Origin of the sequence: Streptomyces atratus, assembly GCF_014648655.1 — a bacterium.
Lineage (GTDB): Bacteria > Actinomycetota > Actinomycetes > Streptomycetales > Streptomycetaceae > Streptomyces > Streptomyces atratus.
On the sequence record NZ_BMRN01000005.1, the window covers coordinates 358,371 to 381,571 of the forward strand.

The 23,201-nt window shown below is 69.1% G+C and carries 18 protein-coding genes; 3 read left to right on the plus strand and 15 right to left on the minus strand.

Going from position 1 to position 23,201, the window contains the following annotated elements; all coding sequences use genetic code 11:
* Positions 1-11: 11 nt before the first annotated feature.
* The 4 genes from fxsT to fxsA form a co-directional block, all read right to left on the minus strand.
* Complete coding sequence (gene fxsT / locus IEZ15_RS11745; RefSeq protein WP_114243743.1) at positions 12-3,947, minus strand: FxSxx-COOH system tetratricopeptide repeat protein; 3,936 nt, start codon at positions 3,945-3,947, stop codon at positions 12-14.
* Positions 3,931-5,286: an FxsC protein gene (fsxC, locus tag IEZ15_RS11750; RefSeq protein ID WP_229845852.1), complete on the minus strand. Its 1,356-nt coding sequence runs from the start codon at positions 5,284-5,286 to the stop codon at positions 3,931-3,933. The genes fxsT and fsxC overlap by 17 nt, the downstream gene beginning before the upstream one ends.
* 210 nt (positions 5,287-5,496) lie before the next feature.
* A complete protein-coding gene (gene fxsBH, locus IEZ15_RS11755; RefSeq protein WP_189276362.1) occupies positions 5,497-7,731 on the minus strand; it encodes a radical SAM/SPASM protein FxsBH, inactivated beta-hydroxylase extension form in 2,235 nt (744 codons plus the stop codon).
* A 64-nt stretch (positions 7,732-7,795) separates the two neighbouring features.
* Entirely contained in the window at positions 7,796-7,963 is a 168-nt protein-coding gene (fxsA, locus tag IEZ15_RS11760) for an FxSxx-COOH cyclophane-containing RiPP peptide (RefSeq protein WP_229845839.1), read from the minus strand.
* A 226-nt stretch (positions 7,964-8,189) separates the two neighbouring features.
* Here fxsA and IEZ15_RS11765 point away from each other — a divergent pair, with 226 nt between their 5' ends.
* A complete protein-coding gene (locus IEZ15_RS11765) occupies positions 8,190-9,116 on the plus strand; it encodes a DUF4231 domain-containing protein (RefSeq protein ID WP_229845840.1) in 927 nt (308 codons plus the stop codon).
* A 57-nt stretch (positions 9,117-9,173) separates the two neighbouring features.
* Here IEZ15_RS11765 and IEZ15_RS11770 read toward each other — a convergent pair whose 3' ends face one another.
* From IEZ15_RS11770 to IEZ15_RS11815, 10 genes are all read right to left on the minus strand, one after another.
* A complete protein-coding gene (locus tag IEZ15_RS11770; protein ID WP_114243745.1) occupies positions 9,174-9,653 on the minus strand; it encodes a hypothetical protein in 480 nt (159 codons plus the stop codon).
* Positions 9,654-9,865: 212 nt separating this feature from the next.
* Positions 9,866-10,765, minus strand: a complete 900-nt coding sequence (locus tag IEZ15_RS11775) for a S1 family peptidase (protein WP_189276364.1) — start codon at positions 10,763-10,765, stop codon at positions 9,866-9,868.
* 248 nt (positions 10,766-11,013) lie between these two features.
* Positions 11,014-11,829: a DUF1684 domain-containing protein gene (locus IEZ15_RS11780; protein ID WP_189276366.1), complete on the minus strand. Its 816-nt coding sequence runs from the start codon at positions 11,827-11,829 to the stop codon at positions 11,014-11,016.
* A 4-nt stretch (positions 11,830-11,833) separates the two neighbouring features.
* Positions 11,834-13,114, minus strand: coding sequence for an NtaA/DmoA family FMN-dependent monooxygenase (locus IEZ15_RS11785; protein WP_189276461.1), 1,281 nt, complete (start codon positions 13,112-13,114; stop codon positions 11,834-11,836).
* Between the two features lie 17 nt (positions 13,115-13,131).
* The gene (locus tag IEZ15_RS11790; RefSeq protein WP_189276368.1) at positions 13,132-14,199 is read right to left on the minus strand and encodes an LLM class flavin-dependent oxidoreductase; all 1,068 of its coding nucleotides are present in this window, start codon (positions 14,197-14,199) and stop codon (positions 13,132-13,134) included.
* A 19-nt stretch (positions 14,200-14,218) separates the two neighbouring features.
* Positions 14,219-15,193: an ABC transporter substrate-binding protein gene (locus tag IEZ15_RS11795; protein ID WP_189276370.1), complete on the minus strand. Its 975-nt coding sequence runs from the start codon at positions 15,191-15,193 to the stop codon at positions 14,219-14,221.
* 44 nt (positions 15,194-15,237) lie between these two features.
* Positions 15,238-15,990, minus strand: coding sequence for an amino acid ABC transporter ATP-binding protein (locus IEZ15_RS11800; RefSeq protein WP_189276463.1), 753 nt, complete (start codon positions 15,988-15,990; stop codon positions 15,238-15,240).
* A 29-nt stretch (positions 15,991-16,019) separates the two neighbouring features.
* Positions 16,020-16,919, minus strand: coding sequence for an amino acid ABC transporter permease (locus IEZ15_RS11805; protein WP_189276372.1), 900 nt, complete (start codon positions 16,917-16,919; stop codon positions 16,020-16,022).
* A 59-nt stretch (positions 16,920-16,978) separates the two neighbouring features.
* Positions 16,979-18,835 carry an FAD/NAD(P)-binding protein gene (locus IEZ15_RS11810; RefSeq protein WP_189276374.1) on the minus strand — a complete coding sequence of 619 codons (1,857 nt, stop codon included), beginning with the start codon at positions 18,833-18,835 and terminating at the stop codon, positions 16,979-16,981.
* Positions 18,832-19,698, minus strand: a complete 867-nt coding sequence (locus IEZ15_RS11815; protein WP_189276376.1) for an amino acid ABC transporter permease — start codon at positions 19,696-19,698, stop codon at positions 18,832-18,834. The genes IEZ15_RS11810 and IEZ15_RS11815 overlap by 4 nt, the downstream gene beginning before the upstream one ends.
* Positions 19,699-20,189: 491 nt before the next feature.
* Here IEZ15_RS11815 and IEZ15_RS11820 point away from each other — a divergent pair, with 491 nt between their 5' ends.
* A complete protein-coding gene (locus tag IEZ15_RS11820) occupies positions 20,190-21,134 on the plus strand; it encodes an ABC transporter substrate-binding protein (protein WP_189276378.1) in 945 nt (314 codons plus the stop codon).
* A gap of 67 nt (positions 21,135-21,201) precedes the next feature.
* On the opposite strand, the gene IEZ15_RS11825 is transcribed toward IEZ15_RS11820, so the two are convergent.
* Complete coding sequence (locus IEZ15_RS11825; protein WP_189276464.1) at positions 21,202-22,443, minus strand: DUF5685 family protein; 1,242 nt, start codon at positions 22,441-22,443, stop codon at positions 21,202-21,204.
* Positions 22,444-22,753: 310 nt separating this feature from the next.
* Between IEZ15_RS11825 and IEZ15_RS11830 the strand changes: the two genes are divergently transcribed.
* Positions 22,754-23,197 carry a cell division protein SepF gene (locus IEZ15_RS11830; RefSeq protein ID WP_189276380.1) on the plus strand — a complete coding sequence of 148 codons (444 nt, stop codon included), beginning with the start codon at positions 22,754-22,756 and terminating at the stop codon, positions 23,195-23,197.
* The last annotated feature ends 4 nt before the right edge of the window (positions 23,198-23,201 follow it).

The following is a 23,201-nucleotide window of genomic DNA, read 5'->3' on the forward strand; positions in this document are numbered from 1 at the left end:
GCTCCCGCGGCTCAGACCTGCATCGGCTCCAGCTCGCGCTCGAACCGGCGCTCGTCCCGGGCGATCCGGGTCATCGGGTGGTCGTCGCCGAGCTGCCGGGACAGTTCGTCGACCGTCTCCGCCCTCAGCCGCAGCGCCTCGTCCTTGCGCCCCATCGCATCGAAGGTGACCGCCATGTTCGACATCATGGCCAGGGTCTCCGGGTGGTGCGCCCCGAGGACGCGCCTGAGCTGTCCGGCCACCTTTCGTTCGGTCTCCAGCACGATGTCGAGATCGCCCCGTTCGGCCGTCGCGTTGGCCAGGTTCATGACGCAGAACAGGGTGTTGGGGTGCTCCTGCCCGTACACCTCCCGCATCGACGCGACCACTCGGGTCAGCACCCGCTCCGACTCCTCCACCTCGCCCGCCCCCAACTGGTAGACGCCGAGGTTGTTCAGGGCGGCCAGGGTGTACGGGTGCTTCTCCCCCGGCACCTTCATGTACTGGTCGACGACCTCCTGTGCGGTGTCCCTGGCCTCGGTCGCCTCGCCCGCCGCGAACAGGTCGGCCGCCAGATTGAGGTCACAGGCCAGCGACTCCGGGTTGGCGGCGGTGTACTTGGCCCGGTACCGGGCGCGGGTGGCCACCGTGAGCCTGCGGGCGTCCTCCAGTCTGCCCGCCCGGCGCAGCGACACCGCCAGGCTCTTCGCCGCGCTCAGCGTGCCCGGGAAGGCCCGTCCCAGCGTGGCCTTGTAACTGTCGTACGTGCGGCCGAGGATGCCGACCGCGTCCTCGTACCGCCCGACGTCACGCAGGTCCCGGGCCAGGTTCATGGCCGAGGAGAGGCTGTACGGGTGTTCCGCGCCGAGCACCTCGACCCGCCGGTCGAAGACATCCTGGTCGATCTCCCTGGCCCTGGCGTACTGCCCGATGGACCGCAGGGTGAACGCCAGGTTGTTGGCCGCCGCCAGGGTCCTCGGATGCGAATCGTGGAAGATCTGGTTGAACCCGTCGGTGGCCTCGGTCGCCAGCTCGATCGCCATGGTGTATTGACCGAGCGTGCCGAGGTCCGTCGCCAGACTGCTGGTGCTCATGTACGTGTGCGGATGCTCCGGTCCCAGGACCTCCCGCTGCGTCGCCAGGGTGATCTCGTCGAGCTCCTTCGCCTCCACATAACGGCCGCGCGCGCGGTAGATGTTGGCGAGGTGGAAGCAGAGGTAGAGGTACTGGATGTCCCGCTCCCCCAGCGTCTCCTTCCAGATGGCGCGCAGCTCCTCGCCGAGGGCGCCTGCGGTCCTGAAGTCACCTCGCTTCCAGAGGTATCGGACCCGGTCGATCAACAGCCTGCGGGCCTCGGGCTCCTTGCAGTTGCGGGCGTCGGAGGGGACGAGGTGCGGCCAGAGGGTGGCGAACTGCGGCCAGGTCGAGGGGTTGTCGATCGGCTCGTCCTCATCGGGCCGGGCACCCGCCAGAATGCGGTGGACGGCATGCCGGGCGTCGCGCTGCTCCTCCTCGCTTAGCTGTGCCCGGATGACGGCCTGGACGAGACGGTGCACCTGGATGGAGTTGGAGACCTGGTCGACCTTGGCGAGAGCGAACCGGCCGATCTCCCGGATGACCCGACCCAGCACGAGCTTCTCCTGGAGCGCGGCGTCGTACGGCTTCAGTGCCTCGATCATCTCCTTGCTGTACAGGAGGTTCCCCGAGATCGGCTCGGGGGCGAAGAAGGCACAGAGCTGGAGCAGCCGCACCGCGGCGGGCGAGCGCTCCTTGAGCCGTTCGATGGAGATGTTCCAGGTCGCTGCGACCGGCTGCGGGTAGCCCGCCGGCTGGTTGAGCGCCAGCACCTCGGGAGCCTGCTGCGCAAGCTGTTCCAGATAGGTGTCGATCGGCGTGGCGGTCTCCGCGATCCAGGCCGCCGCCTGCTCGACGGCGAGCGGCAGGTCACCGACTGCGGTGGCCACCTGGGCGGCGTCCTCGTCGCTCAGCCCCGGGGCCCGGCGCTGAAGGTGTTCGATGGACTCCTCGCGCAGGAAGACGTCGACGGGCAGTGCGTCGCCGTGCTGGGACCATGCCTGGTTCCGGGAGGTGACCAGGATGTGTCCGGAGCCGCCCTGCGGGAAGTAGCGCCTGAGCCGTTCGGGGTCGTCGGCGTTGTCGAAGACCAGCAGCCAGCGGTCCGAGGGCACGCCGCGCCGCAGCAGGTCCACGGCTTCCTGGGAGGCGGCCGCCATGTCGTCGCCGCCCTGGGCACCGAGCCGGACGGCGAGCTCGGCGAGCCCGGCCACCACGTCGTCGGTCTGCTCGGACGATATCCACCACACCAGGTCGTAGTCGGCCATGAAGCGGTGCACGTACTCCAGGGCGACCTGGGTCTTGCCGACGCCGCCGAGTCCGTACAGGGTCTGCGGCTGCGGCAGCACGACGGCCATGCCGCCGCCGAGCTGGTCGCGCATCCGCTCCAGGACCAGGGAGCGGCCGGTGAAGCCGGGGTTGCGCGGCGGCGCGTTCCAGATCCTGGGGACGGTACCGGGGAAGCGGGGTCCCGGCGACACACTGTCGGTGAGTTGTACGGGCCGGTCCAGGGCGCGCAACAGGGCGGCGGTGGCATGCACCTCGTCGAGCCGGAAGAGATCGACGGGGTTGCGGTCGATGTAGGGCGCGGACAGCCGTACGTCACCGACCCTGAGCGGCAGCAGATGGCGCCGGCCACCGCCGGGGTCCTCCGCCACGGCCCGCTCCCAGAGGTTCACCGCACGCTGCGACTTGAGGTAGGCGCTGGAGAGCAGCACCACGGTACGGGCCGCGTTCTCCGCGGCGGCGACCGCCGGTTCCGGGGTCTCCCGCTCGGCGGACACATCGCGCGGTACGACGCGGAACCCGGCCCGGGTGAGCACGGATTCGATCCAGTCGGCCCACATCCGGTTCTCCGCCACATAGCTGAGGAAGAGATCGGCGGGCAGCGCGGGCCTGCGCCGGGTGAACGCGTCACGGATGCGCAGCCGTACCTCTTCGCCGACCGGCGGCATCGAGGTGATCTGCTGGCCGGTGATGACGGAGGTGAGCCGTTCGAAGGCGGAGAGCAGCGAGTTGGTGAGACCGGCCTCGTCGCCGAAGGTCGCGAGGGTCTCCTCGTAGGCGTAGTAGGGGCGGTACGGAATCTCCACCGCGCCCCAGTAGGCGGTGAGCTCGTCCCCGGACAGATCGCGCGGCAGCCGGTCGAACTTCAGCCGGGCCAGCGCCCGTCCGGCATCGGCCTTCTCCTTCTCGCCCTCGTCGATGCGCATCGGGACGGGGAAGATGGAGATGGGGCGGCCGGTGTAGCGCTCGGAGATCTGCCGGGCGACGGAGGCGGCGCCGTCTATGGACTGGTCGCTGAGGGTGAAGCAGTCGACGAGGACGTCGGGCAGGTGGACGGTGCAGATGTCGGCGATGTCGCTGAGGCCGGTGCGGCTGTCGATGAGGACGTAGTCGTAGTTGGCCTTCATGTCGTCGCGCAGGGCGTCGAAGAAGTGGCCGCCGCCGAGCCGGTCGTAGAAGTTGTCCCAGTCGAAGGTGGAGACGGTCGCGGAGTATTCGCGGTTCTGCCGCCCGGCGGAGACGAAGTCGAGGGTGCCGCCGTGCGGGAACTCCCAGCCGAGCGCCTCGGGTGTGAGGGATACGGCGTGCGGCTGGATACGGGCGTAGTCGCGGTGCCAGTCGTCGGCACGCTGGACGGGGCTGGTCGCGGCCCACGCGTACTCGGTGATCAGATCGATGACGCCGGTGGTGGCACCGAGTGTCGACGGGTCGAGGAACGGGTGGAAGAACCGGTGGAGCCCCGGTGCCTCCAGGTCCCAGTCGACAGCCAGTACCCGCTTTCCGTTGGCGGCGAGTATCCAGGCGGTGTTGGCCAGAGCCATGGTGCGCCCTGTGCCGCCCTTGTACGAGTAGAAAGTGACGATGCGCCCGTCACGACTGGCCGTCATCCGTGTCCTCCGCATCCGTCGCAGGGTCGTGTGTCCCGGGGGTGTAGTACGTCTGCGCCATCGGCCCCATCAACCGTGTCCGTTCGGTGTGCCCGCCGCCGGTGGCGGGTGGGTAGACCGCCGCATGTCTCAGGTACTGCTGGGCCGCCACCTCGACCACCTGCGGCAGGATCTGTCCGAAGGCCTCCATGCTGGGTACGCCCTTGGCGGCGGCGCGGCAGTAGGCCCGCCCCTGGCGCATCTTGGTCGGCATGGTCTGTTCGAGCTTCTCGGTCAGTTCGGCCTCGGCCGCCCTGCTCTCGTGGTCCTCGCGGTTCCACGGCACGACCATCGTCACCCAGGGGCGGTTCTCGGCGTCGAAGGCGGCGAGCCGTCGGCGCCGGTCCTCGTCCTGCAGGGCCCACCGGTCGACGAGCAGGATCTCCGGTCTGCTGGGCGGCTGTTTGCCCTCCGGGTGCCCGGACTCCTCGTCGAAGGAGGAGATGGTGGCCTGGTAGTTGAGGGAGCGCACCAGGTCCTCGGCGACATAGGCCAGGGGACGGGCGGCGGCCGGGTGGTAGGGGTTCCAGTCCTGCGGGTTGTCGCCGTAGTAATCGGCGTTGCGTCCCTCGGGCAGGTCGTGCCGGGTGGGAGCGGCGATGGTCACCTGCATGGGGCGGGGGCCGCCGGCTCCGCTGTTCGGCGGGCCGAAGGCGCTGGGGGCCAGCCGGTAGTCGACGGGGCGGCCGGTGCCGATCCGTATGGTGTCCGCGACGTTGACGATGCGCTTGGCGAGTTCGTACACCGCGCGCTCGTACTCCTCGGTGAAGAGCTTGAGTTTGATCAGTCCGTAGAGTCCGTCGCTGACGTAACGGTCCCCGAAGTCGCGGTGGTTGAACTGTAACCTCTCGGCGGGTCCCGGGAGTTGGCTCGGCGGTACCGGCACCCAGAGCGCCGGGACGATCGCCTCGGCCGGCTGGTTGGAGCGTGCCCGGTAGTGAATGGCGCGCTGGGCGAAGGCGTACCACTCCTTGCCGCACATCTCGCTGGCGAAGTAGCGCGGCGAGAACAGCGGAACGAACACCCGGCAGGTGGCGAGCACCTCGCCGAGCCGCTCCGACCAGCCCTCGCCGGAGCGTATCTCGCGGTCGATGAACCCGGCGGGCGCGCCCGCGGGCAGATCGGTCATGGCCATCACATGGCCGCAGAGATCCTGGAAGAGCCGCTCGACCCACATGTCGGGGTCCGTTCCACCGCCGTACCCCGGTGTATGTGCATAACTCAAGAAGAAGTACGGCCGATGGTCCGCCGCTCGCTGCTGCGTTGTTGCGTGCACACGACCCCCGTCCTGTGTGAGCACCCGCACCCGAGGATTGAAGTGAATGCGAGCGAATTCATCATTCCGGAGCGGACGTTGCTCCACCCCCATGGCGTTCGGTCATTCAACGCCAGTTTTCAGTCATACGTTCCCAGGTTCAGTCGATCATTCCTTGATCGAATTCGGTCTGCGTCTGTTCCTCCCAGTTGTCCTGTGCGTACCGGCGGCCCCGGCTAAACCGGAATGCAAGCCTCAGATCTCTTTTCGCATCTGATCCAGCAGTCGTTTTCCACTGATGGTCAGCTCGGCGGCACCATCGAGCGTGTCGAGGGCCTGCGGTACGCCCTCCAGATAGCTCGGCTCGAAAGCCCCCAACGCCATCCGCTCATAGGTGTCGGCCAGCAACCGGGAAAACGGAACTGGTTCTTCCTGCCAGGGCATCCGATGTTCCCAGGAGCCGTCTGCCGCGTAAAGATCCGTGACATCGCAAAGCGCCCGCAATTCGGCCCGCCGGAAGCCCCGCAGCAACGCGAACGCCAACTCCTCCGCGCTGCCGTGCGGAGAGATCCCCAGAGCCCCGTATCCGTGCCGCCCGACGGCGGGCTCCGCCGGGGCCAGACGGGTCAGCGGTGTGAGGGTGGTGAGACGGCCCGCCATCTCGCCGGTACGCCCGGGCGCCTTCGCCTCGATCAGCGTCCACGCCTCTTTGGTCCTGGCCTCCAGGTCGGCTGCGGCCCGGTCGTCGAGGGCGTCCGTGGCGGGCACGGAGAAACATGTGCGGTACGGGTCGAGGTCGTCGAGCACGAGGCCGGGCGCCGAACCGGGCGTCGCGAGCCGGCGCAACGGCCGCCAGCCGGGACCGGCCGCCTCCGGCCGTACGACCCTCAGTTCGGCCGCGTCACTCTCTTCCTGCCGGACCAGGAAGCCGTCCTCGGTTGCCCGCACCAGTGCCGTGCCGCGCTCCCCCGCATCCGCGATCCGCAACTCGCCGAGACCGGGCAGGAAGATCCTGCCGCCCGAGAAGGTCACCCGTACGGGCAGATCGAGGCCGCCCCGTACGGCGGCTGCCGCGAGATACACCGGCATCCGACGCGCCACCTGCATGGCCCCGGGCCGCTCCTGGGCCAGCTCCATCGCGTACAGCAGCCAGCTGCGGGTGTAGGGGTGGGCCAGCACCTCGTCCAGACCGCGGGCCCCTTCCTCGGACGCGTCGATGGTGGCGGCCAGTTCCCAGACGGCCGCCCACTGCTCGCCGCCGCGCCGTCCGACGTCGGCGTTCAACCGGGCGAGCAGGGTGCGGGTGAGGTCCTGCTGGGCGGCGAGCAGCTCGACGGGCTCGGCCACCGCGGGTGCGACAAGGGCCGCTGCGCTGCGTGCCTCGATGCCGCGCACCAGGGCCTCCAGATCGGCGCAGTACACGGACGGGTTGTCGAATACGCCGGACGGCCCCGTGGAGCGGTACCGGTGGGTGTAGAGGCCGCCTCCGCACGAACGTACGACCGGGCATCGGCGGCAGGTCTCGCTGACACCGGCCAGCCCGAGCTGGCGGGCCCGCACCCCGGGGTGGGCCGCGACCTCGTCGAAGGTGTGGGTGAAGACATCGAATCCGGTGGCCGCCGCGCCCTCGTAGGCACTCTTGAGCGAGTCGACCTGCTCCAGCTGGCCGTCGGTCTCGACGACGACGAGGTCGGTGGGGGCGAGCCCCAGGGACTCGGTGAGGCTGGGGCCGCCGCTCAGCGTGGACAGCACCGAGGAGAAGAGCCTTACCGGCACCGGGCGCCCCTGCTCCTGCCAGCGGTCGAAGACCGCGAGGAGCCAGTCGGCGTAGGCGGTGGGTGAGCCGTCCGGGCGGGGCGGCGGCTCGTCCCAGGTGGCGTGCGGAAGCAGGAAGTCGATGAGCGGCGGGTCGAGCTCGGTGAGAGCGTCGAGGACCGCGCGCGGGTCGTTCTCGATGTCGACGGTGCACAGGAGCCCGAGGTTGAGATGGCGGTAGCGTTCCTGCTGGAGCAGCTCGACGGCCTTGAGGACCAAGGAGTGGCTGCTGCGTCCGTCGGCATAGCGGCGGTGCCGGTCGTTGGCGGCCCGGTCGCCGTCCAGGGAGATGCCTACCTTGACGTCGAACTCGTCGAAGAGGTCGAGATAGCGCGGGCTGAGCTGGAGTCCGTTGGTATGGATACGGAGGTCGAGCTCCGCGATGCCTTCGAAGGCGGAGGTGAGCTCTTCGCAGACGCGCCGCAATCGGGCGGGGCCCGCCAGTAGAGGCTCCCCTCCGTGCAGGATCACTGACACGGAGGGCAGTGCATGTGTCTTGGCATGCTCGGCCAAGCGTTGAGCAGTCCGGAAGATGACATCATCAGAGATTGTTTTCGGCCGGGTTCGCCAGCTCTGATCTGCATGTTCATAGACATAGCAATGGTCACAGGCAAGATCGCACCTGCTGTGAACCTTGAGAACGACTTCGCGGAAAGGGACCAGGGGTCCTGTCATTCCGCCAGTCTAGCCAGCCCGAAGGGGTGGTCGGGGCATTGGTTCGGAGTGCCGAGGCGTCGGTTCAGAGTGCCGAGTTGAAGGTCGATGCCTGGGTGGGGCGACCGGCTGACGCGGCATGCACACGACCGAGCTTCCGGGCAGCAGCAGTGCCGCGGACATCGATCTCGGCGAGCGGCACACGGTTCTTCTTCGCAACAGCGAAGGAGAGGGAGGATTCAGAGGTCTTCACGGCCGTCCTTGAGGGGGTTTGTTCCGATGGAATGGTTCCAGACAGGAATGCAGCAACGGTATCTGCACCATTGCAGTGTCCGGCGGCACGACTTTACTCTCATGGCCTCGGTTGGCAACTGAGGACGCCCACTTGGAACAAGAGCGTCACGTGGGACCGTCCCGGATCGAACGGAACCACCGATTCCACCATTGAGGTGACGACATAACCGCAGACGGGAGTGAACATGACGGCGATTCCCGGACCGCTGCAGAGCATGGTGTTCAGGAACGCCGACCTGCCGGCGCTGTTCCATCACACGGACGCGATCGCCATCGCGAGCCAGCGGGAGGCCGTGAACACCACCCGCGTCCAGCTGATTCTACTGGTCATCGGCGCGATACCGGCCGCGGTGCCCTGGCACCTGGAGATAGGTGACTCGTTTCAACTCACCGATGGTGTCGGCGTGTTGGCCTATGTGGGTGTCCTGATCACGATGTACCTCACCGCCCAACGCAAAGCAAAGTCGCAATGGCAACTCAATCGCTCGGCAGCAGAGTTCATCAAGTCGATGTGCTGGCGTTACTCGGTGCACGGCGCGCCGTTCGACACCACCACCCAGCACCCCGAGGCGGTGTTCGCGAATCGTCTCGAAGAAGGTCTCCAGGAGCTCCGGAAGGTGGGGTGGGCCGACCCTCGCGACCTGACGGCGGATTCGGGCGGCCTGATAACGGACTCCATGCGCGAGTTGCGGAACAAGGCATTCACCGTGCGCAAGGAGACGTACGTACGGGACCGGCTGATCGAGCAGCGCAGTTGGTACCGCAGGCGTCAGGAGGTGTCCCGGCGGGCCACGCTCGTCTGGTCGACCACCATTGCCGCACTGGCGGGTCTCGCCCTGGTGTTCGCGCTGCTGCGGACGTTCTCCGTCACCCAGTCGTTCGCCCTGACGGGGGTGCTGTCGGCCGCCGCGGCGGCCTGCCTGGCATGGAGCGAGATGCGCCGCCACCACCCACTGATCTCGGCCCACTCGCTGGTGGAGCAGGATCTGGAGGCGATGCAGGTGGCGATGGAGACCACACTGACCGAGCGTCAGTGGCCGCGGGCGGTTTTCGAGACCGAGCGCATCGTCTCCCCGCAGCACACCGACTGGCTTGCCAGACATCAGATGTGACGAGTATTCAGCAACTGCGGACGCGCGGTCGCATACCTAGACGGCGGCGGGAAACGGTCAGGTGCGCTCCACGCCCTCGCGCCAGATCACTGTGACCGGGCGGCCCAGGCTGCGGGCGTACGTCACGATGTCGCCCGTGCCGCCGAAGCCCCGGGCCGGCCTTCCGTCCCACACGGCGAGCAGCCGGTCGCAGTGGTCGGCGATGTACGCGCCCGCCGCGTAGTACGCCTCGTCGGTGGAGTGCGGGTAGTCCAGCCGGACTTCCCGGACCGCCCGGCCCTTGAGGGCCCGGTAGCGGGCGAGTTCGGCTGCGTCGGCGAAGCAGGATTCGTAGTCGCCGCTGGGGATGACCACGGTCAGATCCGCACCGCGGGCCAGGGCGAGGTCGGCGAAGAGCTGGTCCGCCCCCACCGCCAGGCTGGAGAGGGCCTCCAAGGAGCCTTCGAAGCCGCAGAGCGCCGCCTCCAACCCGGCCAGCACATGGGCATGGGCCTCCCGCGGAATGCTGCGATGGCCGGTCACTCCGATGCGTTTCACGGACCTGGAACCCCCTGAGGTGTCTGCCGGGGGGGTCCCGGAGGGCATCCCTCCGGGAGGCACAGCATCCGCCCCCGTTTGCTCCTGCATGACCGACCTGCCCCACATCCTCTCAAAAGCCGCGGGGTGAACGGGAGCCCCCGCCCAGGATTCGGGCGGGGGCTCCGTCTCGGCCGACTGCCTGTTCGAAGGCCGGACCGGGGTGCCTGGCGTCAGTAGACGCTGACCCCGTACGCGCTGAGCGCCTCGGTGACCGGCTGGAAGAACGTCGTACCGCCAAAGGAGCAGTTGCCGCTGCCGCCCGAGGTGAGACCGATCGCCTTGGAGCCGGAGTAGAGCGGACCGCCGGAGTCGCCGGACTCCGCACAGACGTTGGTCTGGATCATGCCGTAGACGATGTCTCCACCGCCGTAGTTGACCGTGGCGTTGAGGCCCGTGACGGTGCCGCCGTGAATGCCGGTGGTGGAGCCCCGGCGGGTGACCGACATGCCGACCGTGGCGTTGGCCGCGCTGGTGATGTCGACGCTGCCGACGGTGCCCGGGTGGGCGAGCGAGGTGTTGTCGTAGCGCACCAGCCCGTAGTCATTGGTCGGGAAGCTGGATCCGACCGTCGGGCCGATGCTGGTCGAGTTGGAGGAGTTGGTGTACCAGGGCGGATTGCCGTCGGTGCAGTGACCGGCGGTCAGGAAGTAGTAGGTGCTGCCGCTGCGGACGTTGAAGCCGAGGGAGCAGCGCCAGCCGGGGGCGTAGATCGCGTCGCCGCCGGAGAGCAGCTTGCTGAGCTTTCCGGGGGTGCGCTCGATCCGCAGGGCGCCGGCGTTGGCTCCGGCGGACTTTTTGATCTGCTTGATCTCGGCCTGTGAGACCGTGCTGTCCGCGGTGACCACGAGGGTGCCGGTCGCCGGGTCGATGCTCCAGGCGGTCCCCGCCACATCGGCGTCGAGCACCGCGTCGCTCGCGGCGGAGAGCTGCTTGGCGCTGAAGGTTGTGGTGGTGTCGGCCTGGGCGGAGGGGACGGCGAGTGCGGCGACGGCGACAAGTCCTGCGGCGATGGCGACAGCCCTGCTGCGTCTCGCGGTACCGCTGAGGGGGGTGGTGCGCTTGATCCTCACTTTTCATTCCTCCCGAGGGGAATCGGGGGTCCGCCTGTGGGGTGGTCGGACCCGTGAGGCGCAGTCGTTCGCACGGCATGCCCGCAGCTCGAATATGCCGTGCTCCTGACAAGCGCTGCTCGGAAGTATTCAAGGCGTCAACTTCTGGCACAAGAGGGCCTTCTGGCCTGAACTTGTCGGACAGCACGGGCGTCCCCGGCAGCACATGGGCTGCCGGGGACGTCGTCCCGAGGGGATGTGGCAGTGCATCAGCCGTCGACGCGGTTCCGCTCCCCCGCCTCGACAGCGATGGGAAGGGTGTTGCCGGGCGGCGGGAAGGGGCAGATGAAGTGGTCCGCGAAGGCGCAGGGCGGCAGCAGCGCACGGTTGAGGTCGACAGTCACACTGCCGTCCTCGGACGGGGCCGCGGGCCGCAGGAACCGGAAGCGATAGCTACTGTTTCCACTGGTGGCATCTGCGAAGACGGCCCAGAGCGAGCCATCGGGCTCGACCGCGACCTGCAGGGTGTGCTCCGTGCCGTCGACCTCGAAGGCGACCTCGCCGGCGAGTCCGAGGCCGCGCTCGACTCCGTCGGCGTTCTCGACCCGGACCGTAACGGCGCTCTCGTACGGGCGGAAGGTGCCCGGCAGCGCCCAGCGGGCGTCGTACGGGGTGACCTCGATGTCCCGGAAGACGCGCCGCGCCACGGAGTCCGGGTCGAAGTCCCGTACCGCCCAGAGCCCTTCGCGACTCAGCACGACGAGCCGCCGCTCGCCGTGCGCGACACGGGACTCGCCGATCGGGCCGCGGTCGGCGGTGAGGCGGACCTGGCCGGTGAAGGGCTTTCCGTCGACGGTCAGACCGTCCGCGGCGGCGGCGCTGAGCACCAGCTCCTCGCCGTCCTCCCGCCACTGTCCAGGCACCCCTGGAATGTGGCCCTCCGGGTAATCGGAGAGCCAGTGGGTGCCAGTGAGGGAGAGCGGTCCGTACGGTGCCGCGACCGTCGTGGTGCGCTCCTCGTGCCAGTGCTTCCAGTCCTGTGCCGCCTGCCCGGAATCGTGCGGCTGCTGTGCGTCCGTGCTCATGCGATCAACCTTTCCATACCGGCCCGGCGAGCCCGAGATGCGACCGCAGTGTGGGACCCGTGTACTCGGAGCGGAATACACCGCGTTCCTGGAGGAGCGGGACGACCCGGTCGACGAAGTCGTCCAGGCCGCCCGGGGTGAGATGCGGTACGAGAATGAATCCGTCGGCCGCATCGGCGGCGACGAACTCCGTCAGCTGCGCCGCGACCGTCTGCGGGCCGCCGATGAAGGACTGCCGCCCGGTCGTCTCGACGACGGTCTGCCGGATGGACAGCCCCTTCTCCTTCGACAGCGCACGCCAGCGGGCCGCGACCGCGAGAGGGTCTCCGTGCCTGACCCGGCCCTGGACCAGCGAGGACTCGGGGTCCGGGTCGATCTCGGGCAGCGGTCCGTCGGGATCGTACGAGGACAGGTCACGGCCCCAGATCTGTTCCAGGGCCAGGAGCGCGTTCTGCGGGGAGACTTGCTGGAGGCGGATCTCGGCCGCCCTCTCCTGGGCCTCGGCATCGCTGTCGCCGAGCACGAAGGTGACCCCGGGCATGATCTTCAGCTCGTCGGCTTCCCGGCCGTACTTGGCCAGCCGCGCCTTGACGTCGGCGTAGAAGGTGCGGCCGGCCTCCAGGGTGCCGTGCCGGGTGAAGATGACATCGGCGGCGGACGCGGCGAACTCGCGGCCCTCCGGGGAGTCCCCGGCCTGGATGACGATCGGATGGCCCTGCGGGGAGCGCGGGACGGTGAACTCCCCCTCGATCGTGAAGTGCTGCCCATGGTGCGCGAACGGGCGCGGAGTGCCGTCGGGAGTCCAGGTGTCCCACAGTTCGCGGGCGGTGGCGACGAACTCGGCGGCCCGGGTGTATCGGTCGGCCCGGTCGAGGTAGCCGCCGCGCCGGAAGTTCTCCCCGGTGAAGGCGTCCGAGGAGGTGACGACGTTCCAGGCGGCCCGGCCGTCGCTGAGGTGGTCGAGGGTGGCGAGGCGACGGGCCAGTTCGTACGGCTCGTTGAAGGTGGCGTTGACGGTGGCGGCAAGGCCCAGCCGGTCCGTGACGGCCGCCAGCGCGGCCAGCACGGTGAGGGATTCCGGGCGGCCGACCACGTCCAGGTCGTGGATTCGGCCGTTGTGCTCGCGCAGCCGCAGCCCTTCGGCGAGGAAGAAGAAGTCGAACTTGCCGCGTTCCGCCGTGCGGGCGAGGTGTTCGAAGGAGGAGAAGTCGATCTGGCTCCTGGAGCGGGGGTCCGCCCAGACGGTCGTGTTGTTCACACCCGGGAAGTGGGCGGCGAGATGCATCTGCCTCGGTGCGGTGCTCATGCTTGTCCTCCTTCGAGGGCGTACCGGTTGGCGGGGCGGGCCAGCCCCAGGTGCTCGCGCAGGGTGCCGCCGGGGTAGAAGGTGCGGAATTGGCTGCGGTGCTGGAGCAGGGCCACCGTGCCGTTGACGATCCGTTCGAGGTCGCGCCCGGGGGTGATGGGCGTGAGGTGGAAGCCGTCCGCCGCTCCCCCGCGGTGCCACTGGTTGATCAGTTCGGCGAGGTCGACGGGTCCGCCCCGGTAGTACGAGCCGCCTGCGGCGAGCGGGGGTCCGCTCACCAGTCCCGGTTCCGGGGCGGTCTCGGCGTCGCCGAGGTCGACGGTGAGCGCGACCAGGACCCGGAGGGTGTCGGGATCGCGTCCGTACGCCGCGGCGCGCCGGCGCAGATCGGTGCGGATCGCGGCGGCCCGCTCGGGGGCGGTGGCACGGACGAGGACGACATCGGCGTGGCGGGCCGCGGTCTCCAGGGCCGGGCCGCCCATTGCGTCGACGACGGTGACCGGGTGCCCCTGCGGGGGCCTGGGCACGATGGCCGGCCCACGGACGGTGAAGGCGGCACCCTCGAAGTCGACGTAGTGCAGCTTGTCGCGGTCGATGAAGCGTCCGGTGGCGACATCCCGGATCTCGGCGTCGTCCTCCCAGCTGTCCCAGAGCCGGGCGCTCACGTCGGCGGCTTCACCGGCCTCGCGCCACAGATCGTCGGCGGATGCGGCCGGACGTCGGCCGAACAGCCGGGCCTCGGCCTCGGTCATCGATACATCGACATTCCAGCCCGCCCGGCCGTGGCTCACCCAGTCCAGGGTGGCCACGGCGGACGACACATGGAACGGCTCCGTGTGGGTGGTGGTGACGGTCGGCACCAGACCGATCCGGTCGGTGGCGGGCGCGACCCGGGAGAGCACGGCGAGTGCGTCGAGTCCGGGTCTGGCGAACGAGTCGCCGAGGGTGACGAAGTCCAGGGCGCCGCGCTCGGCGAGCCGGGTGAGGCCGATGTAGTGCTCGGGGGCGTAGCGGGGCGGACCGCCGATCTCGGCGGCCAGGTGAAGGGGTGCTGTTCCAGGCATGGGTGTTGCCTCTCGGGGCTCAGTTCTTGGGCTTGGGCAGGCCGGTCGGGTTGATCTCGGACTTCGCGACAGCCTCGTCAAGGAGCCCCCAGCGCTTCAGCACCTCGGCGTACGAACCGTCTTGCACGACGTGGTCGATGGCGGCCGCATACGCCTCGACCAGACCGCTGCCCTTCTTCGTGGTGGCGGCGATCTTGCCCTGGAGTCCGTCGCCCGCACCCGACAGCGTGCCGACGATCTCGGTCCGGCCGGCCGATGCGACGTGGTAGTTGGCGGACGGGCTGGGTCCGAGGTAGGCGTCGATACGGCCGGACTGGAGGGCCAGGTAGTAGTCGGTGTCCTTCTGGAAGTACTTGATGTCCACCGGCTTGTGCCCGGCCTTGACGTTCTGCTCGCTCCAGTCGACGAGGATCTTCTCCTGGTTGGTCCCGGACGAGACGGCGATCGTCCTCCCCGCCACGTCCTTCGGCTCCTTCACCTTCCAGCCGGAGCCCTTCTCGGCCTCGAAGGCGATGTTGTCGAGCCGGTAGGTCGCGAAGTCGTACTTCTCCTTGCGCTCCTCGGTGACCGTGACGTTCGAGAGCACTCCGTCGAACTTGGCACTGTCGAGACCGACGAAGAGGTTCTCCCAGGAGACCTCCTCGAATTGCGGCTCCAGACCGAGCGTGTCGGCGATCAGGGTCGCCATGTCGATCTCCGAGCCGATCCGGGTCTTGTCGTCGGTCGCGTAGAAGCCCAGCGGTGGCGAGGCATCGGCGCTCGCGCCCAGCCGCAGCGTGCCCCTCTCGCGGATGGCCTCGGGCACCTTCGCCGCGATGGCGTCGACCTTCGTGCCTCTGATCCGGTGCTGGTCGGGACCGATATTGATACCGGCGCCCTGCTGCCCCTTCGGCTTCACCTCACTGGTGGCGGCGTCACCGGCGCCGCAGGCCGTGAGCAGTCCTGCGGCGGTGAGGGTGGCGAGTGCGGCGGACAGGGTGCGGCGGACGGACACGTGCGTACTCCTTGAAGAGAACACTGAAGGGAACATGGATGGGGTCACAGAACCTTGGAGAGGAAGGCGCGGGTGCGCTCGTGCTCCGGACGGTCGAGTACGTCGCCGGGGGCGCCCTGCTCGACGATCCGTCCCTCGTCCATGAAGACGACGGTGTCGGCGACCTCGCGGGCGAAACCGATCTCGTGCGTGACGACGATCATCGTGGTGCCCTGGAGCGCCAAGTCCTTGATGACGTCGAGGACTTCGCCGACCAGCTCGGGGTCGAGCGCCGAGGTCGGCTCGTCGAAGAGCAGCAGCTTCGGTTCGAGGGCGAGGGCGCGGGCGATGGCGACCCGCTGCTGCTGCCCGCCGGAGAGCTGCTTGGGGTAGGCCCCCGCCTTGTCGGCGAGCCCCACCCGGGCGAGGAGCTTGTCCGCTGCGGCAACGGCGTCCTTCTTCGGGCGGCCGAGGGCGGCGACCGGGGCCTCGATGATGTTCTCCAGCACGGTGAGGTGCGGGAAGAGATTGAAGTTCTGGAAGACGAAGCCGATCCGGGTGCGCTGTCGCAGGACCTCGCGCTCACGGAGCTCGTACAGCTTGTCGCCGTCCCTGCGGTAGCCGACCAGGGTGCCGTCGACGCTGATCCAGCCGTGGTCGACCTTCTCCAGGTGGTTGATGGTGCGCAGGAGCGTGGACTTGCCGGAGCCGGAAGGGCCGAGGACGACGGTCACCTCTCCGGTACGCACGGACAGGTCGATGCCGCGCAGCACTTCGAGGCTGCCGAAACGCTTGTGGACGGAGCGGATCTCGACCATGGCGTCCGTGGATCCGGTGGTGGTGCTGCTCATCGCGCGGCCCCCTTGGCGTAGTGACGTTCGACGTAGTGCTGGAGGACGGAGAGCACGGTGGTCAGGAGGATGTACCAGACCGTCGCGACCATCAGCAGGGGCACGACCCTGCCGTTGCGTCCGTAGACGACCTGGACCTGGTGGAAGAGTTCGCCGATCGCCATCACGGAGACGATCGAGGTGCCCTTGAAGAGCGAAATGATCTCGTTGGCGGCGTTCGGCAGGATGGAGCGCATCGCCTGCGGGAGCACGATCCGCCGCAGCTGCCGGTGCCGGGGAATCCCGAGCGCGGCGGCGGCCTCCAGTTGGCCGCCGTCCACCGCCAGTACACCGCCGCGGACGATCTCCGCCGCATAGGCGGCCTGGTGCAGCGCCAGTCCGAGGACGGCCGCACTCATCGCGCCGACCAGGTTCATCGTGTCGAAGGAGAAGAAACCGGGCCCGAACGGGATGCCGAACTGCAACTCCTTGTAGAGATAAGCGAGGTTGAACCAGAAGAGCAGCTGGACGATGAGCGGGATGGAGCGGAACGCCCAGATGTACGCGTGGGCGACCGCGCTGAGGAACGGGCTGGCCGACAGCCGCATGAAGGCGAGGACGATGCCCAGCGCGAAGCCGAGGACCGTGCCGTAGAAGGTCAGCTGGAGGGTGACCCAGACGGCCTTGAGGACGGTCTCGGCGGTGAAGAACTGGACGAAGACACCCCACTCCCAGCCGGGGTTGGTGACCAGGCCGTGCAAGAACTGGGCGAGCACGACGGCGGTGGCGGCGACGGCGACCCGGCGCCAGGGGTGGCGTACCGGGACGACGATGAGTGCGTCGTGGTCGGCGGCGGTGGGCGCGACGACACGTGGTCCTGCCGCCTTGTCGATGGGTGGATCGCTGGTGAGGGACATGAGGGGTCCTTGAGCTGCAGGTGTACGGGGGTGGGACGGGGCTTTGCGCGGAGCCGGGGTCAGGCGCCGAGGGGGCCGTCGCTACAGGCGAGATCCCGGAGGAAGGAGAGCGCCGTGCGCGCGGTGGCGTCGTTCTGCCGGAAGGCCGGGCCGCCGGTGCGCGGCCGGGTGAACGCTCCGCCGGCACGCGCGGTGGTGAACGGGCCGAGCGCGAAGCGGCGCGGGTGCGGACGGCCGTCGCGGCCCAGGATCCGGCCGTTGTCGGGGTCGACCGAGAGCAGTCCGGCGTCGGTGGCGGCGGCCCCGTCCTCGTACAGCTCCTGGAGCAGTGGGCTGCGGGTGCGTTCCAGCGAGGGGTCCGGCAGCCGGGCCTCGACCAGGGCGCGGGCCTCGATCCGCTGCCCGGGCACGGTGGCGCTGCCGGCCCGGAAGACGCCGTGGTGTTCATCGGCTTCGACGGCCATTCCGGCGCCGAGGAAGCGGACGACACCGGCCCGGGAGAGCGCGAGGAGCTGGTGCAGCCGGGGGCCCGGCGGGCCGGAGGCGAGATAGCTGAAGAAGCCGTGCCACCAGCCGCCGATGTCACCGAGCCGGATCAACTGCCCGTAGGCGGACAGCAGTCCGAGGAAGACGGCGAGGTCCGGGCTGTGAGCGGGGTCGTGGCGGCGTTCCAGGTCGGCGGCGATATAGCCCCGCAGCCCCTCCTGCAGTGCGTCGTACGAGGGGTAGCGCACCCCGTCCAGGGGGTGGTCGAGCGCTTCCAGGTCGAGCCGGTCGGCGGGGTCGGGGACGGCGGCCGATACGAGGGCGCGCAGCTCGGGGCCGGCCGGGTCCGCAGCGGCGTACTTCGCCTCGAAATCGGGCCAGTCGCCCGTCGTGCGCTCGGGGTGGGCGGTGAAGAGCCGGTGGTAGTGGGCGTAGCCGAGCTCCTTGTCGACATGTGGCCACACATCGCGCCGGAAGTCGACCGGCTCGTCCGTCTTCAGCAGCGCCTCGGTCCGGTCGGGACCGAGGAAGCGCGGCAGCGGCGGCCGTTCGCCCTGCCAGGCGTAGCCGATCTTGGAGTGGTACGGGACACCCCGGCGCGATCCGATGTGGAGCACGGGTTCCCTGCCGGACGGCACGTACTCGCCGTTCTCGTACCGTCCGCCGCGGCCCTCGGTGAGCAGCACCATCAGATCGACGAAGGCGAGTCCGAAGCCCCGGACGATGACCGGTTCGCCCGCGGGCAGGTGGGTCAGATCGGTGTCCGCGGTGAAGTCGGGCGGCAGGTGGACGAGTCCGTGCCGGTCCGCGAAGTCCGCCAACTCGCGTTGTTCCGGCTCTGGTTCGGCGTCGAGGTGGCCGATGGTGACGGCGACGAGATCGGCGAGGATCGGCTTGTCGCGCCCCTCCAGCCAGACGCGCTGACGGCCTTCGCGCGGCCCGGTGACGCGCACGGCCCTGCCCCTGTGCCAGTGGACCGTGAGGCCCTTCGGGAGTGCGGCCACGGCCTGCTCGTACACCCAGCGCAGATAGACGCTCTGCAGTCGTCTGCTCGGGAAGTCGCTGCCCTCCAACGCCTTTATCTCGGCGAGGAGTTCGGACTCGATGCCGGCCTCGTCCGGGAGCACGAGACGTCCGTCCCGGATGTCCGCCGCCCAGGTGTGGAGCGCGGGCCCCGGGCGTATCGGCCCTTCCTGCTGGACCGTTTCGTCGGTGAACATCGTGACGTCCTCGGCCATGGAGTTCATCCAGAGCAGCGGCGACTGGTCGTGCCGCCAGATCCGTCCGCCGCCCGGCGGGTACGGGTCGACGAGATGGATGTCCAGCGGGCGGCCCTCGTACAGGCCGGGAGCGTTGGCGGCGATGCGCTCGATGAGGCCGGTGCCGCGCGGCCCGGCGCCGATGACGACGAGCGTCGGTGACCGGCTCATCGGACACCTGCCGTGCCGCGCGCGTAGTGCCGCTCGATGTAGTGCTGGCCGATGCCGAGCAACGAGGTGACGACGGCGTACCAGATGGTGGCGACCAGCAGCAGCGGGATGACCTGGTAGGTGCGGTGGTACACGAGCTGCACCGAGTACAGCAGGTCCTGCACGGCGATGATGCTGACGATCGAGGTGCCCTTGAGGGTGCCGATCAGCATGTTCCCGGCGGGCGGGACGATGGAGCGCATCGCCTGCGGCAGCACGATCCGGCGGAGCCGGCGCCAGGGCCCGAGGCCGAGCGACTGGGCGGCCTCGATCTGTCCGCGTTCGACGGAGAGGATGCCGCCGCGGACGACTTCGGCGGCGTACGCGGCCTCGTGCAGGGTGAGCCCGATGACGGCGACCGTGACGGGGCCGAGAAGGTTCACCGTACGGACGCCGAGGATCTCCGGGTAGAGCGCGCCGATGTTGAACCAGAACAGCAGCTGGACCAGGATCGGGGTGGATCTGAAGAGCCAGACGTATCCCCAACTGACCGCTTGCAGAACGCGGTTGCCGGAGAGTCTGAGGACGGCGAGCAGCGTGCCGAGGGCGAAGCCGAGCACCATGACCAGTGCCGTGAGCCAGAGGGTGAGGCCGAGGCCGCGCAGGACTGCGGTGGTGGTGAAGTAGTCGGCGACGACGTCCCATTGGAAGGCTTCGTTGCGTATGACGGAGTTCAGTGCCAGGGCGAGGAGCACCAGGGCGACAACGGCCGCCGCCCGCTGTCCTGTCCGGCGTACCGGGACGATCCGGAGCCGGTCGGCATCATTGCTCTTCGCGAGCGGGGCGGGGGGAGACGGAGGGCGGATATCTGTCTGCGCGGACATGCGAAGGCTCCGTGGATGCAGAGATCGAACACGGGGCGTGCCTTCAGCACAAACACAACGTGGACCGGGCCCCTCAGCACCGGTCCGCTTCCGAGGTAAGCGCTGTTCACTGCGTGCTGTCAAGCTTGTCCACACTGTGAGTCGTACGTCTCAGTTCAGTTGACGGACCACTGGATGCCTGTTCCACTTGGGCCATGCATTCGCAGCAGTGGCTGGTCAAGCGCTCCCACATCGACTTCGGTCGCGTGTGGTCCTCCTCCTGTTGAGCTGACCCCCTGCGTCTCCCCGCGTCTCTGCCTCGCGCCGTGTGCGGCGCCTGAGCACTGTTTCCTGCGTGCCTTCACGTACACAACACCGCTCCGCCCTCCCCTCGCTCCGCCGTTTCCCGCTCCGCCGATTTCCTTCGCCACGACCGTGGTGTCGCTGTGCGCTGCCCTGCTGCCGCGCTTTCGCGCCTGTTCACGGCCGACGAACCAGGAGAACCACACCTCATGCCCCGAACCCGGCACTCCGCTGCCTTCGCGCTGATCACCGTCGCCACTCTCGCCCTCACCGCGTGCGGGTCCGGCGATCCGGCGGCCGCACCGGCCGGCGCCGCCGGGACCGCAGCCGCCAAGGGAAAGATCCCGACGACGGATGTCGTGTCGTCGGTGCGCAAGGACGAGGCCGCGGCGAAGCTGCTGCCCGCCGGTGTCCGTGCCTCCGGCACCTTCACCATCGCCTCCAGCATCGGCAATCCGCCCGGCGCCACCTACCTCGAGGACGGCAGGACGGTGGCCGGTACGGACATCGACATCGCGGACGCGGTGGCCAGGAAGCTCGGGCTGAAGCCGAAGCGCGAGGTGGCCTCCTTCGAGGCGATCCTGCCGGCGCTGGGCAGCGGGAAGTACGACGTGGGTACCGGGAACTTCGGGGTGACCGAGGAGCGCCGCAGGACGATCGACTTCGTCACGTACATCAATGACGGTCAGGGCTTCGCGGTCCGCGACGACAGCAAGCTGAAGAAGGTCACCGATCTCAGCCGGCTCTGCGGCCTGACCGTGGGCACCGGCGCGGGCACCACCTTCGAGGTGACGTTGGAGGAGAACAGGCACCTGTGCTCCGACGCGGGAAAGAAGCCGTACGAGGTGAAGACCTACAGCGACCAGGGCGCGATCTGGGGCTCGCTCCAGCAGGGCCGCAGCGATGTGGTGATGTCGACCATCAACGGGCTGCGTTACGCGGTGGAGCAGCAGGAGGGTGTGCGCTTCCTCAATGAGTTCAAGCGCCTCGATGTCGGCTTCGCCTTCAAGAAGGGCACCCCGCTGGCGCCCGCCTTCCAGGCCGCGGTGAACGGCCTCAAGGCGGACGGCACCTACGACAGGATTCTGAAGAAGTGGGGCATCAGCGCGTCGGCTATCAAGACCTCGCAGATCTCGCCGCCCGAGATCAAGTGATCCGGCCCGCGCCGGGCGGTGTCCGCGCGGTCCCGGTCCCGTCCGGCCCCTCGCCTGGCTCCCCGCCTCAGCAGCTGCAGTCGCACCCGCAGTCGCAACAGTCGCAGGATTCGCAGCAGTCCCCGCAGTTGCTGCAGCAGTCACAGGCATCGCAGCAGTCGCCGCAGTCGCACTGATTGCACAGTCCCTCGCGGCGCTGATGGCTCCACGGGTCGTTGAAGGTGCCGCAGCACATCTGGCAGGTGCAGGCCAGTCCCGCCCACACCAGGCAGCCCGCGATCAGACCGCGCCGGTCGCGCGGGGGCTCGGGCGGGGGCTGCGGCGGCCCGACGGGACTGCCGGGGCTCGGCGCGTACGGATTGCCGGGCGGCGGCCCGAAGGACCCGGTCTGCCGCACACCTGACGGGGGGACAGCTCCGTCAGGGGCCGGGCCGCCCGCCCGGTGCGAGCATGCCGTGGTGCCGAACGCCCGGTCCACCGACTGCCGCAGTTCGTGCACCAGTAGCACGTGAGCCAGCTTGTCGTCGGTGAACTCCGCGTCGCGCAGTGCCAGCCGCACGCCGCGCAGCGCGTCGTCGCAGAGCCGCCGGGCCTCGGCCCGCGTGGTGCCGGTCGCGGTGAGTGGGTTCCAGGAACCCGACGCGGCGTCAGCTTCCTGGTCCTCCACGGCATCCAGCAGATGCGCCAGGCGTCCGAAGAGGCGGCCCGCCTCGGCCAGCGGCTCCGCGTTCTGCGGCTTGCCCGCGAGTATCGCGGTGTGGGCGAAGGCCGCCGCGGTGGCGGTCTCGGTGGGCTCGGTGACCAGGAGCAGCGGGGTCCCGGGCCCGGCGAGCAGTTCGATGCCGGTCTGCCGGTCGACGGCGTCGACGAGCAGTGCCGTGTCGAAGCCGAGCTGTGCGCCGGTGCGCGCGCCGGCCCGGTCCCAGCCCGCGGCGACCCGGCGCGCTGCGGCAGCGACCGGGCGGCGCTTCAACAGACCGTCCCCGTCGGCGACGTGGTCCCGCACCTTGGCCGATGCCAGCACCAGGGAGACGGCGGCGGCCAGCCTGGCTCCCTCGCCGCGGGCGACCGGAGCGGTCCGCATGGCGCGCAGCGGGCAGGGTCCCGCGGTGCGTCGCCATCCGGTGGTGCGCTCGGCCTGAGCCTCCGTCAGGACAGAGACGATCAGGCCGTCATAGTTCGTGACGATCCGGGCGAACTGCCCGTGGTCGGAACGAAGTGCGAGACAGAGCCCGCAGAGATGGGCCATCCACTCGGACCTGAGCCCCTCGGACAACCGGTGGGCACAGGGCCTGACTATTCCGAACACGACAATCCCCCGAGAGTCGTTCACCTGTACGCCGCGCTCGTGCGCATGCTCGACGCGCATCGTATCGAGCACTCCTCGTTCACCCGTACGTCCCTCACATCACCCGTACGGACCGGCACATCGTATTTTCTTTCTTTCAGGCCCCTGATGCAGGAGGAACCTTGACGAATCGCCACATCTTCTGCACCAGTACCGTCACGAATCCCCTGCGCGCCGACTATCCACTTGGCGCACGATCCGCATCATGGACGACCATAGGGATACGAAAGAGATGCGGAACACCACGGAACCGCGGTGAGAGGAGGCGTCCATGGGATCGGTGCGCAAGGCGAGTGCCTGGCTGGGCCTCGTAGAGGACAACGACGAGCGGTACTACGACGACGACGAGTACGCCGAGGGTGCACAGACCGGGACCGGTCAGGCCTGGGTGACCGACCCCCGGGTGCAGGTGGCCTCCGAGGCGGCCGAGGAGACGGGCCGCCGGATCGCCACCGTCACCCCGGAGAGCTTCCGGGACGCGCGAGCGATCGGAGAGCTCTTCCGGGACGGCGTCCCGGTGATCGTCAACCTCACGACCATGGACCCCACCGACGCCAAGCGCGTCGTGGACTTCGCGGCGGGGCTGACCTTCGGACTGCGCGGCTCGATCGAGCGCGTGGCCACCCGGGTCTTCCTGCTGACCCCGGCCGACACCCAGGTGGTCAACGGCGAAACCGTCGGCCGGCCGGCCGACGGCTTCTTCAACCAGAGCTGAGCAG

Excerpts from the sequence above, each read along its gene's own strand:
- IEZ15_RS11810 (WP_189276374.1), bottom strand. The coding sequence starts at position 18,835 with ATGAGCCGGTCACCGACGCTCGTCGTCATCGGCGCCGGGCCGCGCGGC.
- IEZ15_RS11830 (WP_189276380.1), top strand. The coding sequence starts at position 22,754 with ATGGGATCGGTGCGCAAGGCGAGTGCCTGGCTGGGCCTCGTAGAGGAC.
- IEZ15_RS11815 (WP_189276376.1), bottom strand. The coding sequence starts at position 19,698 with ATGTCCGCGCAGACAGATATCCGCCCTCCGTCTCCCCCCGCCCCGCTC.
- fxsT (WP_114243743.1), bottom strand. The coding sequence starts at position 3,947 with ATGACGGCCAGTCGTGACGGGCGCATCGTCACTTTCTACTCGTACAAG.
- IEZ15_RS11765 (WP_229845840.1), top strand. The coding sequence starts at position 8,190 with ATGACGGCGATTCCCGGACCGCTGCAGAGCATGGTGTTCAGGAACGCC.
- IEZ15_RS11820 (WP_189276378.1), top strand. The coding sequence starts at position 20,190 with ATGCCCCGAACCCGGCACTCCGCTGCCTTCGCGCTGATCACCGTCGCC.
- IEZ15_RS11785 (WP_189276461.1), bottom strand. The coding sequence starts at position 13,114 with ATGCATCTCGCCGCCCACTTCCCGGGTGTGAACAACACGACCGTCTGG.
- IEZ15_RS11790 (WP_189276368.1), bottom strand. The coding sequence starts at position 14,199 with ATGCCTGGAACAGCACCCCTTCACCTGGCCGCCGAGATCGGCGGTCCG.
- IEZ15_RS11800 (WP_189276463.1), bottom strand. The coding sequence starts at position 15,990 with ATGGTCGAGATCCGCTCCGTCCACAAGCGTTTCGGCAGCCTCGAAGTG.
- IEZ15_RS11805 (WP_189276372.1), bottom strand. The coding sequence starts at position 16,919 with ATGTCCCTCACCAGCGATCCACCCATCGACAAGGCGGCAGGACCACGT.
- fxsBH (WP_189276362.1), bottom strand. The coding sequence starts at position 7,731 with ATGACAGGACCCCTGGTCCCTTTCCGCGAAGTCGTTCTCAAGGTTCAC.
- IEZ15_RS11780 (WP_189276366.1), bottom strand. The coding sequence starts at position 11,829 with ATGAGCACGGACGCACAGCAGCCGCACGATTCCGGGCAGGCGGCACAG.